Genomic DNA, 14,917 nt, shown 5'->3' on the forward strand with positions numbered 1-14,917 from the left:
CCCTTTAGCGCCTTCTGCGCTGGCTCGATGAAAAACGGCACGCCCTGGCGTGCCGTTTTGCTTTTGGTAGGCCGCGCTGCGCGCCTCCGTCGATCAATCCCGCCGCACGTAGCGCACGAAAGCGAAATCGAAGTCGTTCGGTGCATTCGCATGCAGCGACTCGCGCGACGTTTCCTGCCACACGTCGGGGTCGGGCGCGGGGAAGGTGGCGTCGCCCTCGAAGTCCGCGGAGATTTCCGTCACGACGAGTTCGCGCGCAAGCCCGAGTCCTTCGCCGTAGAGCTGCGCGCCGCCGATCAGGAACGCCGTGGGCGCCTGGTCCTGGGCCGCGAGCGCGAGCGCCTCGTCGAGGCTCGTGGCGGTGTCGCAGCCGGGAAAGCGCTTGCCCGCGTCGCGCGTCACGACGATGTTGCGGCGGCCCGGCAAGGCGCGGCCGATCGATTCGTGCGTTTTACGGCCCATGATGATGGGCGCGCCCATCGTGGTGCGCTTGAAGAACGCGAGGTCTTCGGGGAGCCGCCAGGGCAGCGCGTTGTCGCGGCCGATCACGCCGTTGCGGGCGCGCGCGACAATGAGAGTGAGCGTCGTCATCGAAAGGGTAGAGGTGCGAGGTTGTAAGCTGTTCGCAGTCATTCTACCCGAGCGCGCCGGGCGCCCCGACGCGCTTCCCCTGCGGTATCGGCTCTTTCAGTCCTGCCCGTCGGGCGGCAATTCCGCCTGGTTTTCCGCATCGCCGCCAAAGAACGTTTTTTCATCGCGCAGGCCGTGCGTGCCCATCAGCCGGTAAAGCGTCACGCGCGAGATGCCGAGATCGGCAGCGGCTTCCGTGAGCCGGTGCCGGTGCCGCAGCAGCGCCGCTTCGATCGCGCGCCGCTCCGCGGCCTCGCGCGCCTGCGCGAGCGTGACCGTCTGCTGCGCGGTGAAGTGCGCGAGATCGAGATCCTCCGCCGAGATCAGCTTGCTTTCGGCCATCACGATCGCGCGGCGCACGCGGTTGATGAGCTCGCGCACGTTGCCAGGCCAGTTGTAGTTGTACAGGGCCTCGATGGCGTCTGGCGTGAAGCCGCGGATGCGGCGCGCGCTGTCCTGCTTGAACTTGTGCAGCACGTGATGCGCGAGAATTTCGATGTCCTTGCCGCGCGCGCGCAGCGGCGGCTCGTCCACGCGCAGCACGCACAGGCGGTGAAAGAGGTCGGCGCGAAAGCGTCCGTCGCGCATCGCCGCCTCGAGATCGACGTGCGTGGCCGAAATGATGCGCACGTCCACGGGAATCTGCTCGCGGCCGCCCAGCCGCTCGATCTTGCCTTCCTGCAAAAAGCGCAGCAGGCTTGCCTGGCTTTCCAGCGGCAGGTCGCCGATTTCGTCGAGAAAGAGCGTCCCGCCGTTGGCCGATTCGACGCGCCCGATCTTGCGCTGGTTCGCGCCCGTGAACGCACCGCGCTCGTAGCCGAACAATTCGGATTGCAGAAGATGGTGCGGAATCGCGCCGCAGTTGATCGGCACGAAGGTCGCCTTGCGCCGCGCGGAGCGCTCGTGGATCGCGAGCGCCGTGAGTTCCTTGCCAGTGCCCGATTCGCCCGAGATGAATACGGTGGCATCGGTGTTGGCCACCTTGCGGATCGTGCGAAAGAGCTGCTGCATCGCTTCGCAGGTGCCGACCATCTCGTCATCGTCCTGGCTCGCGGCGGCGGCCGGCGTGTCGAGATCGCACAGCGACACCATGCCGAACGCGTGGCCCACGAGGTAGTCGAGCGTCGCATGCGCGACCGGCACGTGCACGTAGTCGAAGCAATAGTGGCGGATCAAGCGCCGCACTTCGGCGTCGGTGAGGCGCGTATCGTCGGTGAGCGCGATCCATCCCACCTGCTGCAGCCGCAGAATCGTCTCGAGGCCCGCGAACTCGCGCGGCGCGAAACCCGTGAGATCGATGATGCCGGCGTAGGCCTCCTCCGGCTTCACGAGGCGCGAGGCCTCGTGCACCGTGCGCGCGGTCGAGATTTCCCAGCCACGGCTCTTGAGGTAGGCACACAGCAGCGGGTCGGGTGTACGCGCGACATACAGCAGGGTGCGCTCGATGCCCGCCTCGGGCTTCGCATCGCGCGCGCGGCCCACGTCGGGGACATCTTCGGCAAGCGGCGGCCCGCCCACGGCGAGACGCTGCCCGGCTCCGGCGAGTGGTGTCACAGTGGCGCCCAGATGTGAGGATTCGCGCACGATCGGCCTCATGTGATCAGAAGGTGTAAGGGAATCGCACGCCGACGACGAAGTTCGGTGCATCGGGCGTGAGCCCGACGGACACCGCGCCGTTGATCGTCAGGTGCTTGTTCACCACGTGGTTCAGGCCGAAGTTGAGCACCGAGGCGGTCGTCTGGCTGCCCGGCACGCCGGTCCAGGTGCCGCCCGGCGACTTGGTCTTCGACTGCGGCTCGATGGCCATGGTGTACGAAATGCTCGCCGAGTCCTTGTCCGAGAAGGCGAGCGCTACGCCGCCGCCGAACTGGATGATGTCGCCGAGCTTCACTTCGGCAGGCTCGGTCTGCCCGATCACCGAGGAGATGTCGGCGAACGAGCGTGAGATGTTGTACGTGTATGAGAAGCTGCCGAACAGCACCACGGGGTCGTAGGTCTTCAGCACCGAGATGCCGGCCGTGACGTTCCAGAAGCCCGTGCCTGTAGGCAGCTTGCTGGGAGCGACGAGATTGGTGTTGTCGGGCGTGATCTGCTGAACCTTGATGCCGAACGGCGAGGTGCCGGTCGCCGTTTTCACGCGCAGGCTGCCGACCACGTCGGGAATGCTGTTGGTTTCCTTCAGGAGCTGGTAGTAGATCCCGAAGTTCACGTCGCCGATGGCGTTCGAATTGACCGATGCATCCGTGAGCGTGCTGGCCGAGCCGCCCGCGCCACCCACGATGAAGGTGCTGTGCCGGTAGACATAAGGCACGTCCACATCGATGCTCATGCGGTCCGTGAGGCCGTAGCGCGTGTCGAGGTCGGCGGTGATCGTGTGCGACTTGGTCTGCCCCAGATTGATGTTGCCGAGAAAGATCGCGTCGAGTGCAAGAAAGCCCGAAAGCTGGAGCTGGCGCCGATCGTAGTAACTGTCGCTGATGCCCCAGTCCAACGTCAGCTTGTGGTCGAAGAGCGGCGCGTGCTCGCGCTGCACGACCGCCTCTTCGGCTTGCGTGCGCGACGGCTCGGCGCTCTTTTGCGTCTCGCCCACGGTCGGGCTGCCAGTGTTGGGATTGACGCCCGGGTTGATACCAACGGGCGCGCCCTGCTGCGGCCCGCTCGCGGCCGAAGTGCCGGTCGCACCATTGGTCGCGCCCGCGTCGGGCGAGGGCGGGTTCACCGGCACGCCCGTGGCCGTGCCGGTGAGCGAACCCGGCGCCGTCGCGCCCGGCAGCGCCTGGGCGAGCGGCGGCAGGGGCACAGGCAGACCGTCTGCGCCCGGCTGTTCCGCGACCGTCGCGCCCGACGCGGCGTCAGGCGCGCCCGCGCCCGGCATGCCGCGGCCGCGTTGCGCCATTTCGAGGTTCGTCACCTGGCGCTCCAGCGACTGGATTTGCCTCTGCTGCTCGTCGACGACGCGCATGAGCGTATTCAGGCGGTCCTCGATCGACTGGCTTTGTAGCGCCTGCGCGTGGGCGGATTGCGAGAGCGCGAATAGTAAAACGGCTGCTGGAATGGCGGCCAGCGACACGTGTGGCGCGGCCGCCCTGGACATCATCTTCATTGTTCTTCCCCCGGGATCGAATGCGGGCGCCCGGCGGAACCCCCTGGTTCCACGCCCGCGCACGTCGATGCTCCTCATTCAAAGTGCTGCTTCTCGCGCGGGTCCTTGCCCGCGTGGTGGTCTCCTTGACTGGCACGTCTCGTGTAGGCCCTCGGTTAGTGGAGATTTCGCAGAGCCTGTAATACGCCGGTCTGCCGGATCATTTGCGACGTCATCTGCTGCGTCTGCAGACTCAGTTGCAACTGGTTGGCGACCTGCTGGTTATTGCCTGCGACCTGGAGTAACTGGGCGATCGCGCCGGCTTGCTGCAAGTTGCCCGGCACGATGTTCTGCGTGGCGATGCCCGCCGGCGTCTGCAGCGTCACGTTGACGCCGTTACTGCCGAACGAGATGCCCGCTCTTATGCTGCCGGTCGCGTTCGATGCCGACGCGCTCGACTGGTTGGCGGCGCCTGGCAGATTCGCGAGGTGCGGCGCGTTGTTGTCATAGGAGATGGTGGCGGCATTGGCGCCCGTATTGCCGTTGCCGGCCACCTGGGTGATCTGCGAGACGCCGTTGATCGAGACGTTCTGGCCGCCGGTGGCCGTCGCGTTCGGGTTGGCGCCGCTGTTTGCGCCCGTGGCCCCGCTCTGCGTCGGGTCGATCACGGTTGCGTAGGTCTTCACCTGCGCGCTCACCTGGTTGGCCGCGTTCTGGGCGACCGCGAGCGCGCCTTGCGCGACTGCGGTCGCGCCGTTTGGCAATTGCCATTGAGAAAGCAGGTTCAGAACGAACCCGGAAATCATGTCGCTGCCGGCATATTTGCCGGTCTGATGCGCGAGCACGTCGTCGCCGACGGCTTCGCAGCGGATGCCTTGCGCCTGTCCGTCGGCGTTCGCGAGAAACGCCGGCACCGGTTGCGGCGAGCCGATGCCTTCAGCCGCTAGCGCACCGCTCGAAAAAGCGCAGGCGAGCGCGCAGACGGCTGCCGCGATGCCACACTGTGAGAGGTTGCGTTTCATGATTCTTCGGACTTCAGAACATGACGGCCTTATCGAGGCCGTACTCGAAGAAGGGAGTCGCCGCGGTGCCATTGAGCAAGGCTTGTTCACGCAGCTTGAGCGCGAGCGACTCGTTGTTCTGCAACAGCGGAGAGTCCTCCAGGAACGGTTTGCCGAGCACCGCGAAGACGAGGCCGTTCCATGTTTTGGCGAAGTCGTCTTCGGCGACGATCCGGTTGCCGAGCGCGGGGTCCGCAATGAAGATGCGGCCATTCTCGGCGTGCTTGACGATCACGAAGTGCTCGTAGCCATCGATGTTCATGAGCACCAGCACGGGAATCTGCAGGTGGTAGAGCGCGTCGGTATTGACGCGAAAACCGCGGCCGCGCAAGCCGATCGTCTCGACGAACTTCTTCATGTCGAGCATGGAGAAGCCGTTCTTGACGACCACCTCGGGCGTGGAGAACACCATCATCTGGCGGATCAGCTCAGGTTCGGGGATGTCGATGCCGTAGCCATACTTGAGCAGTGTGGCGAGTGCGGCGGCGCCGCAGCTGTAGTCGTACTGCTGGCTGACGATGCTGCGATAGCGCAGGTCCCGCATCGAGTGGAGCGGCAGCTTCACCGGCACGCCGACGAGGTGGGTCGCGTCGAGCGTCGACTGCTGCGCATGCACAGGCACAAGGGCTGCGCTGGCCGAGAGCGTCAGCGCGACGACAAACATCCTTGATGCCGGGGTCGATACGGGCCCGGACATGGTGGTCTCCTGCCTTCTGGTATGCGCGCCGGCTGCGGTGGGACAGCCGGCGCGCGTTGCTTGCTGCGTTTTCTGCCTGGGGCGAGCCCAGTTCCTGCAGTGCTGCCAACCGTGCTTAGTGGCCGTTGTTCATCGCGGCGATTGCCATGCCGTTGTGCTGCAGGTTGCCGATGCCGCCGGCAATGTTCACGCCGATGTTGCCTTGCGCGCCGGTGAGCGTATTGGCGCCGAGGCTGGCCGTACCCTGGAACTGGCCGACTGCCGACATGTTGGCGTTCTGCGAGCTGTTATCCGTCGCGACCATCGCAACCGTCGAGTAGGCACCCGGGGTTGCCGTCGTCACCGAGCCCGCAAGACTGTTGTTCTGCGCGTTGCCGATGCCGGATGCGACGTTCACGCCGACGTTGCCCGATACGTTGGCGAGAGAGCCGTCGCCGACAGACGCGTTCAGGTTGAAGTTCTTCACGTGGGCGCTACCGCTGGACGCCTGCGTGTTGAAGATCTGCGCGTTGCCGAACACGTTGCCCATGTCGACGGAAGCGAGCGCGACGTCGTTGCTTTGCGCGTTGTTGATGCCTTCAGCGATGTTCACGCCGAGGTTGCCCGTCACGCCGGTTGCTGCGCCGTTGCCGGTATTGGCGTCGAGCGTGCCCGCCTGTTGTGTGTTGATATGCTGCGTAACGGAGCCGGTGGTGTGCTCGTCGACGGTGTTGAGCGAGTCGCTCACGTTGTAGCCCCAGCTCTTGCTCGAGCTCGAGCTGCGCGACGACGAGTGGCTATCCGAATCCGAGCTGGAGCTCGACGAGCTGTACATGGATGCGTACGTGCTCGACGAGTTCTTCGACTTTTCGCTCGTGCCGTTCACGCTCGTCGAAAGCGCGGCGCTGGCCGTGCCGTCAGCATGAGCCGTATTGGCGGTCGTCGAGCTGTTGCTCGTATTCTTGTTGTTGTTCACGGACCAGGCCGCGCCGACGTTCGTCGTGTCGCTGTTGTTGTGCGAGTTGGTCGTGGTGTGCGACGTGCTTTCCGAGCCAGTGAGGTCGATGCCGGCCGAGCCGTTCCGGTGGTTGCCGGTGTGCGACCACGATGCGTTGGCCTGGAGGCTGCCATTGCCGCTCTGCGACTTCGTCGACGTGTTGTTGCCTACGCTGCTGTAGCTCGTGCCAAGGGCCGCGCTGCCCGTGTCGCTATAGGTGCTGGCAGTCGTGTGGTCATGTGTGCTGCCATTGTCGGTCGCGACGTGATAGTCGGCGCTCGCGCTTGCGTTGAAGGTCTTGCTGAAGCTCGAGTTGCTCGACGAGCTCTTCGAGTTCGACGCATTCACTTGATGCGAATGCGACGAACTGCTCGACGACGACGAGCTGCTCGACTCGCTCGAGCTCGAGGACTTCGAGAAGGAATTGCTGCCCGTGCCCGTCACGCTCCACGTGGTGTTGTTCACTGCCGTGGTGATCTTGCCGCTGTTGTAGCTTTGCGCTTGCGGAAGCAGCGTGCCGCCACCGGTGGTCTGGTTGTTGTTGATGACGGCGCCGGCGGTGCTCGAAACCGAGACGCAGCCGAACAGCGCGACAAAGCCTTCGATGCCTACGTATTGCGTGACGCCTGTGGCGTTGAAGAGATACGCCGAATTTGCCGCGTGAGCGGAGCCTACCGCCGACGCAAGAACTGCCGCTGCTATGAGGGTGCGCTTCATGATTTCGCTCCGATACTGAGTGGTCAGTTAAAAAAGAGTGCCCGCCGGGGGACGGAGCACAAAACTGTTTGCCGTAGCGTTACCGGCGCCGGCCGTCTGGTTCACCTGCACGAGGCCCGTCGCATTCCTGAATGCCGCATTGTCGATGCGTACCTCACGAATACCCCCTGCCTGGGCCATTTGCCCCTGACCGCCGTTTTGAGCAGCCGCCGCGGACAGTTCCCCGTCCGAGACCGCCACTACACCAATCGCACCACTGCTGATGAGAGCAGTGTTGCGCTGGACATTGCCCACGCCCGCCGACTGATTCACCATCATTGCGCCGTTCGCGTTTGCAAAAGCTCCTGCACCTATCGTCGCGCTCGCGCCCTTGAGTCGCGCCGTGACGCTGGCGAGCTGCTCGTCGCCGTTGACGTTGATCGACACGTTGCCGGTCGTGATCGTCAGCTGGTTGGCCTGCGCGTTGTCGACACCCGCGGTCTCGTTCACCGTGAGCGCGCCGGTCGTCGAGGTGGCGGCGCCCGGGGCGATGCTCGCCGTCGCGCCGACGCTCACCTGGGCCTGCGCGGCGCTCGCGAAGGCGAGCGCGGCGACGCCGGCGAGCGCGCCGGAAAGCGCCGTGCGCCACGCGCGTGACGTCTGGATCGAACGGCTCATTTCATGCCTCCCATGGCGCCCGAGAGTGGGGCGAGCGCGCCTGTGATCGTCGAGGAAATCGTGCCGCCGAGACCGGCGCCGACGCCGCCGGTCGCGCCGGCTCCGGCCGCCACATTCGAGCCGGTTGCGCTGCCCGTGAGAATGCGCGTGAGCGCCTGGACGCCGGCGGTCTGCGCACTCAATGCGCCGTTCGCGTTGACGCCGCTCGAGCCGTGCGCGTTGGTGAGATCGGTGTCGGTGACGAGCGTCGCCATCGCCGGGTCGAAGCTGTTCTTGGGGAAGGTTGTGGCGCGCACGAGCACCGGGTCCTGATTCTTCGGCACGTTGTCGAAAGCGCTGCGCGGCGTGATGTCTCGTTCGACGATGACGTCGCCGGGATTCGTGACCTGCTGGGCGGCCACGCCCGCCGTGACGCTCGCGGCCAGTAAGCCGCACAGGGCGGCGGCGAACTGGGCCGACCGGCGGCTGGTGCCGCGCGTCGCATTGCGTGCTCTCATGCTGGTCTCCTCCTGGCCGGAGTCGGCACATCGGCGCCTTGTCCGGTCATTTCGTCCTGGCCGCGCGTGTTCGCAGCGAACCAGGACACCGCGCAGCAAGCGGCGCGGGTGCTATCTCATCGTTACTTTCTCGTGTAGCTCGCGAGGTTGCCCTGCGTGTTCTGGGTCGCGTCGACAGGGATCGGCAGCGGTGCGGGCGGCGCGATTTCGTCCCAGAGCGTCACGTTGTTGTTGCCGCGCATCAGTTGCGGGGTGGCAGCCATCATCACCATGCCGACGGCGCCGCCGCGCTGGCGCGAAAGCGTCTGGTCGTCGAGAGAGCCGATGCCCGCGAAGACGCCGTCATTGCCAAAGGCGACGGGGTCGGCCGGGGCGGGGGCGCTGGCGGCCGTGTTGCTGGCCGGGGCCGCGGCGGTCGAAGTCGCGTCGCTGGCCGGCGTGCCCACTGCTAGCGTGGCGGGAACGAGTGCCGCAGGTGTTGCAGGAACGACATCCGGGGTGGCGCTGGCGACGCTGGCAACCGCAGTTGGCGCGGCAGGTGCATCGTCCACTGCCTGTGCGCGAGCACCGGGCGAGAGTAGGAGGAGGGCGGCGGGAACGAGCATGGCGGCACATGCACTGCCGTAGCCAATGACACTGCGCCGGACCTGCTGGATGTTGAGTCGCATGGCGTATCTCCTGATGCGAGACATTTAGCGAAACGTGTGCCATCGCCCGCAATCCATTGATACGCTTCGAACCGCACTATTCTCTGCAAATTTTGAATGGCGGATATTCGCCAAAATGTTTCAGCGCTGAAACGTGGGGCTGTTTAAACCCGTTTGGAATGCGATACGGGTTTCAAAGGAGAACGTTTGCGCGCCAGACACTTAACTATTGAGAGAAAGGAAACATCCGTAATTCTTTCTGCACTGACAAAATGCCGGAAAACTAGTGGAAACATTTCCATCGGTCCCTTATCCATTCCCATTGCATAAATTCTATCCAAGTGCCACGAGGCTATAGTAAGCTTCAGAAAAAGCCGTAATGCCTAAAAGAAAACGCCCGCAACTGGGCAAGTTGACACACACGCCACAACTCGGGGATTCACTGTCAGCAAAAGCATGCGCGTTCACTGTTTTTCAGGTACGCGAAAGCCGCTTTTTGCTGCGTGTCTGTACATTCAGGTGCGTGCCGTCATTCCCAAACGATGGTGTTGGCAAGAGGATCTGAATAATGGAACCTGCAACGCGGCAATTGGTGTACGTGACGCGAAAACCGGTCGAAGCGTTGAACGAGCGGTTCCACGAGCGTGGCTGGCAGGTGGAGATCGTCGGCAACGCACGGGACGCGCGGCGCGCTCTGCGCGCAGGGATGCCTGCGGGCGGGCTGCTCGATCTTTCCAGCGAATTCCATCTGCATGAAATCGGCTCGTTCGAGCCGTGCCTCACGCTGCCCAATGTCGGCTGGGTGGCTGCGACCACGACGGGCCAGCTGCAGGACGCAACGCTGCGCCGTCTGGTGCGCGATTACTGTTTCGATTACGTAACGGTCCCCTGGAACGGCGATCGGATCGTCGATTCCGTCGGCCACGCGTATGGCATGGTCTCGCTCTGCGAAGTCGCCTCGAACGACACCACGGGCGGCACCGAAGGCGAAATGGTCGGCTCGTGCGAGGCGATGCTGGCGCTGTTCCGCTCGATCCGCAAGGTCGCGCTGACCGATGCGCCGGTGTTCATCTCCGGCGAGTCGGGCACGGGCAAGGAACTCACGGCGGTGGCGATCCACGAGCGCTCGGCGCGCCGCAGCGCGCCGTTCGTGCCGATCAACTGCGGCGCCATTCCCCCGCACCTGCTGCAGTCCGAGCTGTTCGGCTACGAGCGCGGCGCGTTCACGGGCGCGAGCCAGCGCAAGATCGGCCGGGTCGAATCGGCCAACGGCGGCACGCTCTTTCTCGACGAAATCGGCGACCTGCCGATGGAAAGCCAGGCGAGCCTGCTGCGTTTCCTGCAGGAAGGCAAGATCGAGCGCCTGGGCGGTCATCAGTCGATTCCCGTGGACGTGCGCATCATCTCGGCCACGCACGTCGATATGCGCGCGGCGATGGTGGAAGGGCGCTTCCGCCAGGATTTGTATCACCGTCTGTGCGTGCTGCAGATCGACGAGCCGCCGCTGCGCGCGCGCGGCAAGGACATCGAGCTGCTCGCGCGGCACATGCTCGAGCGCTTCAAGAAGGACGGCAGCCGGCGCCTGCGCGGCTTTTCGCCCGACGCCATCGCCGCCCTGCACAACTACAGCTGGCCCGGCAACGTGCGCGAGTTGATCAACCGCGTGCGGCGCGCCATCGTGATGTCGGAGGGCCGTGCGATCACGGCGCGCGATCTCGAACTCGGCGACTACGTCGAGGTGGTGCCGGTCTCGCTCGCCCAGGCGCGCGAAGCCGCCGAGCGCCAGGCCATCGAACTCGCGCTGCTGCGCCACCGCGGCCGCCTCGGTGACGCCGCCCAGGAGCTCGGCATCTCGCGCGTGACGCTGTACCGGCTCTTGTGCGCGCATGGCATGCGCCATATGGAAAGCGAGCCGCTCGCGCCGCATCCGGGCGGCCTGGTTTCGGGCGGTTGAGGCGGGGTGGGGTTGCCTGAGGGCGATTGACGTCGATTGAGGCGACCGGCACTTTCGTGCTCCACGCGTGGATCGCGCGCCGTCGCTTTGCGCAGCCTTTGCCATGCGTTTCATCTCGCTGCGTCTTATAGCGTCGCGAGACTTTCTCCGGGCTCGTCATAGCCCGTCCTGTGGGCGTTCCGCCCTTGTCACCGTTGCGTGATGCACTTGCGCTTTCGGCGCGGCCGACCCGGGACGCGCGCGCCGGGTAAAATCCTCCTTTTCCATCCTGAATCCGAACCGGGCGCCACGTGCCCGACGAGGGAACCGCGCATGAAACAGTATCTCGAGCTCGTCCGCTCGATTCTCGACACCGGCACCTGGCAGGAAAACCGCACCGGCATCCGCACGATCAGCCAGCCGGGCGCCATGCTGCGCTTCGACCTGCAGGAGGGCTTCCCCGCGGTGACGACGAAGAAGCTGGCATTCAAGTCGGCCGTGGGTGAGCTGATCGGATTTTTGCGCGCCTCGCGCAGCGCAGCCGACTTCCGGGCGCTGGGCTGCAAGGTCTGGGACGCCAACGCGAACGAGAACGCCCAGTGGCTCGCCAACCCGTACCGCCAGGGCACGGACGACCTGGGCGACGTGTACGGCGTGCAATGGCGGCGCTGGCCTGCTTACAAGGTGCTCGACGGCGACGCCGCCGCACAGCTCGCCGACGCGCAGTCGCGCGGCTATGCGCGCGTGGCAGAATTTACCGAGGATGGCCGCTCCAAGGTGCTGCTCTACAAGGCGGTGGACCAGCTGCGTCAGTGCCTCGATACGATCATGAGCAACCCCACCGACCGGCGAATTTTGTTTCATGGCTGGAATCCGGCCGTGCTCGAAGAGATCGCGCTGCCGGCTTGCCATCTGCTGTACCAGTTCCTGCCGAACCCGACAAAGCGCGAAATCTCGCTGTGCCTCTACATCCGCAGCAACGATGTGGGCCTCGGCACGCCGTTCAACCTCACCGAAGGCGCGGTGCTGCTGCACCTGGTGGGCCGGCTCACGGGCTATACGCCGCGCTGGTTCACGTACTTCATCGGCGACGCGCATATCTACGAGAACCAGCTCGATATGCTCAACGAGCAGCTGCGCCGGGAGCCGTACGCGAGCCCGCGTCTGGCCATCTCCGAGCGCGTGCCCGAGTACGCGAAGACGGGCGTCTACGAGCCTCAGTGGCTCGAAAAGGTCGAGCCGTCGGACTTCTCGCTCGTCGACTACCGGCATCACGAGCCGCTGACCGCGCCGATGGCAGTGTGAGGCGCTTGCATTTGCGTGAGTGGCCGGTATGACCGCGCCATGAATAAAGCCCGCGAACGGCGACGTTCGCGGGCTTTTTCGTTGGCGGCGCGTCGATCAGCCGTGGTGGCGATCGTCGTGATTGCCACCGCTTGCACGCTCTTGCGGATGAGGCGCGGGCTGCGGCTGCGGACGCGGTTGGGGCTGCGGCTGCGGGCGGGCCTCCGCGTGCTGCTGCGGCTGGGGCTGGGGCTGCGGATGGAATTCCGGGCGCGGCTGCGGTTGCGGCTGCGGACGGGCTTCGGCGCGCTGCTGCGGTTGAGGCTGCGGATGGAATTCCTGACGCGGCTGGGGCTGCGGCTGCGGCCGGACCTCGGCGCGCTGCTGCGGTTGCGGCTGGGGTTGCGGACGGACCTCGGCACGCTGTTGCGGCTGCGGCTGCGCTTGCGCTTGCGGATGAAACTCGGGGCGCGCCGCGGGCTGCTGCGCCGGCCGCGCCTCGGCTTGCTGCGGCATCTGCTGGCCGTGCTGCGCCGCGGCTGGCTCGGGCATCCGTTGCTGCGCTTGCGGCTGCGGCTGGCCACGCGCCGCGTCACGCTGCTCCTGCATCGCGACGGCGGGCGGGCGGCCTGCCTCGTTGCTGCCCGGCTGGCCTCGTGTGGCCATCGGCGCGTGCGGCTGTGTCCAGGCCGGTTGATGCACTTCGCCGCGCGCCGCGTTGGCCGCGTTCATCGCGCCCGGGCCGGGCTGACCGGCTGCAGGCGCGCCGCCTCCGGGCCGGCCCGCAAACTGCGGCGGACGCGGCACGCCATGTTCCTGCGCGGCAGCAGGCGGCATGCCCGCCTGGCCATGTTCGGGGCCACGCGGCATGGCGTTGGCGGCTGCGGCGCCCGGTTGGGGGGCGCCGCCAGGCATGTCCGGACGACCGGCTTGCGCCTGCGGGGCCGCCGGCCTGCCCGTCGCACCAAGCACCGGTGAGTGCGGCGGCACGACACGCACGTTCTGTGCGGGCCACGCGCCGTGAGCTGCGGCAGAGAACGGCGAGGACGGCGCATGCGCCGGCGCCGAGACGCGCACCACGGGCGCGCCTGCCCCCGGCACCGTGCCGCCGGCGTGGGCGAAGCGCTGCGCGAGGTTGTCGTGGAATGCGGGCGGTGCGACGGGCGCGCGCGTGGCGACGACCTGACGCTGATTGAGCGCCGCGGGCGGCCGGTAGTCGGCGCGGCGCATGTTGGGCCCGAAGCTGCCCTTCACAGGCGCGATGCCAGGCGTGCCCGGGTCGATGCGCGCATTGCGCCATTGCTGCGGATCGACACGCTGCGCGAACCGCGAGACCGGCTGACCGTGGACGAACGCCGTGGCCGGTACCGCCGTCACCGCACCCGGCGCGCGATAGTTCACGTAGGTGTTGTGAACGTTGATATTCGTGATGTTGACGTCGCGCCGGTAGTTGTTGACGACGACGGTCTGGTTCACGCGCTCGTAGTAGTGCGGGCTCCAGCCGCCCCAGTGCGGATGCCATGGCTCACCCGGCCCGAGCGCGAACCACGCGACGCCCGCGGCCGCGACGCCGCCTACCGCGAGGTTGACGCCCCAGTCCGTGCCGCCGTCGCCGCCGCCCACGAACGCGACCAGCGCCGGCGCATAGACGGGCGGCGCGCTTTCGACGACCGGCCCGGGCACCCACGCCCACGAATCGTCGACGTAAGCCCAGCGTCCGTAGTGATATGGCGCGAAGCCCCAGGGCGCGTCATCGACCCACGTCCAGCCCCACGGCGCCTGCCACACCCAGTGGCCGTCGTGATACGGCGCCCAGCCGGTGGGCACCGAGTTCGGCGTCCAGACTTCGCCGTATTGCGGATCGTTGCGCCACGTGCCGTTGTTGTCGAGGTCCTGGTAGCCCGGGACGTCGCGCGAGACATAGCGCGCCGAGACCGAGCGGTCCTCGGCGGCGTCGCGCGCGAGCCCCCACTGGTCGAAGGCGTCCGGCGGCGGCGTCTGGTCGCTCGCCACCTGCTGCAGGTCGGTGCCGGCGAAGCGCATCTGCTGGCCGGCCGTCATCGGCGTCTGACCGTTTTCGCCGTACACGGTCACGCTCCCGCTGCGCACGGTGACGGTCGTGCTGCTGCCGTCGGGTGCCACATCCACGCGATAGTCGCCGGGGCTCGTCACGCCGAGTGCGAGGTTCGGCGTGTCGATTTCATACGAGCTGCCGGGCGCCACTTCGCGCACGCGCGTCGAGAGCGTGCCCTGCGCGATCTTGAGCTGCGCGGTTTGATCGTCGAGATTGAGGACGTCGAGGCTCGTTTGCGCGCCGAGGCGCACCGCCGTCGAGCCGATGTGCATTTCCGAGCGCCCATTGGCGTCGTTCCAGAGCTGGTCGCCGGTCGTGAGCGGGCGGTTGAGCTGCGCGTACGACCAGTCGCTCGCGCCGGCCGGCTCGGTGGTCACGGCGCCGGCCATGTAGTCCAGACGCGCGACGCGGCTCGGCGGATCGCCGCCCGTGGCAGCGGGGGCGGTCGCGGCATCGGGCGGCGCTGCCTGCGCGAAGACCGCGGGCGCGGCTGCGAGGTTCAGCGCCGCGAGCGCGGCGAGCGCAAACAGCGTGCGGCGCGAAGTGAGCCGAAACTGGGTGATCGTAGGTGTGCGCGTCATCATTGTTCTCCTGTCGATGGGATTTGGCGCTTGGCTGCCGCAGCGTTTAGCGCTATCCCATGCAGGGCACTGTATCCGGCG

Annotated in this window: 12 protein-coding genes; 2 read left to right on the forward strand and 10 right to left on the reverse strand. The window is 66.5% G+C overall.

Going from position 1 to position 14,917, the window contains the following annotated elements; all coding sequences use genetic code 11:
- Positions 1 to 93 precede the first annotated feature (93 nt).
- The 9 genes from AB3X99_RS02285 to AB3X99_RS02325 all read right to left on the reverse strand — a co-directional run bounded on the left by AB3X99_RS02285 (position 94) and on the right by AB3X99_RS02325 (position 8,985).
- On the reverse strand, positions 94 to 591 hold the full coding sequence (locus AB3X99_RS02285; protein ID WP_069262610.1) for a dihydrofolate reductase: 498 nt from the start codon (positions 589 to 591) through the stop codon (positions 94 to 96).
- A gap of 96 nt (positions 592 to 687) precedes the next feature.
- Complete coding sequence (locus AB3X99_RS02290) at positions 688 to 2,112, reverse strand: sigma 54-interacting transcriptional regulator (RefSeq protein WP_368616249.1); 1,425 nt, start codon at positions 2,110 to 2,112, stop codon at positions 688 to 690.
- A gap of 118 nt (positions 2,113 to 2,230) precedes the next feature.
- Positions 2,231 to 3,733: a hypothetical protein gene (locus AB3X99_RS02295; RefSeq protein WP_368616021.1), complete on the reverse strand. Its 1,503-nt coding sequence runs from the start codon at positions 3,731 to 3,733 to the stop codon at positions 2,231 to 2,233.
- 155 nt (positions 3,734 to 3,888) lie between these two features.
- Positions 3,889 to 4,734 (reverse strand): peptidase C39, encoded by an 846-nt coding sequence (locus AB3X99_RS02300; RefSeq protein WP_342945420.1) that lies wholly within the window; start codon positions 4,732 to 4,734, stop codon positions 3,889 to 3,891.
- A 13-nt stretch (positions 4,735 to 4,747) separates the two neighbouring features.
- Positions 4,748 to 5,437 carry a C39 family peptidase gene (locus tag AB3X99_RS02305; protein ID WP_141710611.1) on the reverse strand — a complete coding sequence of 230 codons (690 nt, stop codon included), beginning with the start codon at positions 5,435 to 5,437 and terminating at the stop codon, positions 4,748 to 4,750.
- A 148-nt stretch (positions 5,438 to 5,585) separates the two neighbouring features.
- Complete coding sequence (locus AB3X99_RS02310) at positions 5,586 to 7,163, reverse strand: beta strand repeat-containing protein (RefSeq protein ID WP_368616022.1); 1,578 nt, start codon at positions 7,161 to 7,163, stop codon at positions 5,586 to 5,588.
- A gap of 27 nt (positions 7,164 to 7,190) precedes the next feature.
- Positions 7,191 to 7,820 (reverse strand): hypothetical protein, encoded by a 630-nt coding sequence (locus tag AB3X99_RS02315; protein WP_176732841.1) that lies wholly within the window; start codon positions 7,818 to 7,820, stop codon positions 7,191 to 7,193.
- Positions 7,817 to 8,317: a hypothetical protein gene (locus AB3X99_RS02320; protein ID WP_342945422.1), complete on the reverse strand. Its 501-nt coding sequence runs from the start codon at positions 8,315 to 8,317 to the stop codon at positions 7,817 to 7,819. Before AB3X99_RS02320 ends, AB3X99_RS02315 begins: the two co-directional genes overlap by 4 nt.
- Positions 8,318 to 8,439: 122 nt before the next feature.
- Positions 8,440 to 8,985 carry a hypothetical protein gene (locus AB3X99_RS02325; RefSeq protein WP_368616023.1) on the reverse strand — a complete coding sequence of 182 codons (546 nt, stop codon included), beginning with the start codon at positions 8,983 to 8,985 and terminating at the stop codon, positions 8,440 to 8,442.
- Between the two features lie 547 nt (positions 8,986 to 9,532).
- Between AB3X99_RS02325 and AB3X99_RS02330 the strand changes: the two genes are divergently transcribed.
- Together AB3X99_RS02330 and AB3X99_RS02335 are read left to right on the forward strand one after the other, a co-directional pair.
- Positions 9,533 to 10,918, forward strand: coding sequence for a sigma 54-interacting transcriptional regulator (locus AB3X99_RS02330; RefSeq protein WP_368616024.1), 1,386 nt, complete (start codon positions 9,533 to 9,535; stop codon positions 10,916 to 10,918).
- 312 nt (positions 10,919 to 11,230) lie between these two features.
- Positions 11,231 to 12,202 carry a thymidylate synthase gene (locus AB3X99_RS02335; RefSeq protein ID WP_368616025.1) on the forward strand — a complete coding sequence of 324 codons (972 nt, stop codon included), beginning with the start codon at positions 11,231 to 11,233 and terminating at the stop codon, positions 12,200 to 12,202.
- 96 nt (positions 12,203 to 12,298) lie between these two features.
- Here the strand turns inward: AB3X99_RS02335 and AB3X99_RS02340 are convergent, their stop codons facing one another.
- Positions 12,299 to 14,836: a DUF6600 domain-containing protein gene (locus AB3X99_RS02340; RefSeq protein ID WP_368616026.1), complete on the reverse strand. Its 2,538-nt coding sequence runs from the start codon at positions 14,834 to 14,836 to the stop codon at positions 12,299 to 12,301.
- Positions 14,837 to 14,917: the final 81 nt, after the last annotated feature.

It is taken from the genome of Paraburkholderia sp. BR10882 (genome assembly GCF_040948855.1).
GTDB lineage: Bacteria > Pseudomonadota > Gammaproteobacteria > Burkholderiales > Burkholderiaceae > Paraburkholderia > Paraburkholderia nodosa_A.

Coding starts and splice junctions, on each gene's coding strand:
- AB3X99_RS02310 (WP_368616022.1), bottom strand. CDS start 7,163: ATGAAGCGCACCCTCATAGCAGCGGCAGTTCTTGCGTCGGCGGTAGGC.
- AB3X99_RS02340 (WP_368616026.1), bottom strand. CDS start 14,836: ATGACGCGCACACCTACGATCACCCAGTTTCGGCTCACTTCGCGCCGC.
- AB3X99_RS02320 (WP_342945422.1), bottom strand. CDS start 8,317: ATGAGAGCACGCAATGCGACGCGCGGCACCAGCCGCCGGTCGGCCCAG.
- AB3X99_RS02315 (WP_176732841.1), bottom strand. CDS start 7,820: ATGAGCCGTTCGATCCAGACGTCACGCGCGTGGCGCACGGCGCTTTCC.
- AB3X99_RS02295 (WP_368616021.1), bottom strand. CDS start 3,733: ATGAAGATGATGTCCAGGGCGGCCGCGCCACACGTGTCGCTGGCCGCC.
- AB3X99_RS02330 (WP_368616024.1), top strand. CDS start 9,533: ATGGAACCTGCAACGCGGCAATTGGTGTACGTGACGCGAAAACCGGTC.
- AB3X99_RS02335 (WP_368616025.1), top strand. CDS start 11,231: ATGAAACAGTATCTCGAGCTCGTCCGCTCGATTCTCGACACCGGCACC.
- AB3X99_RS02325 (WP_368616023.1), bottom strand. CDS start 8,985: ATGCGACTCAACATCCAGCAGGTCCGGCGCAGTGTCATTGGCTACGGC.
- AB3X99_RS02285 (WP_069262610.1), bottom strand. CDS start 591: ATGACGACGCTCACTCTCATTGTCGCGCGCGCCCGCAACGGCGTGATC.
- AB3X99_RS02305 (WP_141710611.1), bottom strand. CDS start 5,437: ATGTTTGTCGTCGCGCTGACGCTCTCGGCCAGCGCAGCCCTTGTGCCT.
- AB3X99_RS02300 (WP_342945420.1), bottom strand. CDS start 4,734: ATGAAACGCAACCTCTCACAGTGTGGCATCGCGGCAGCCGTCTGCGCG.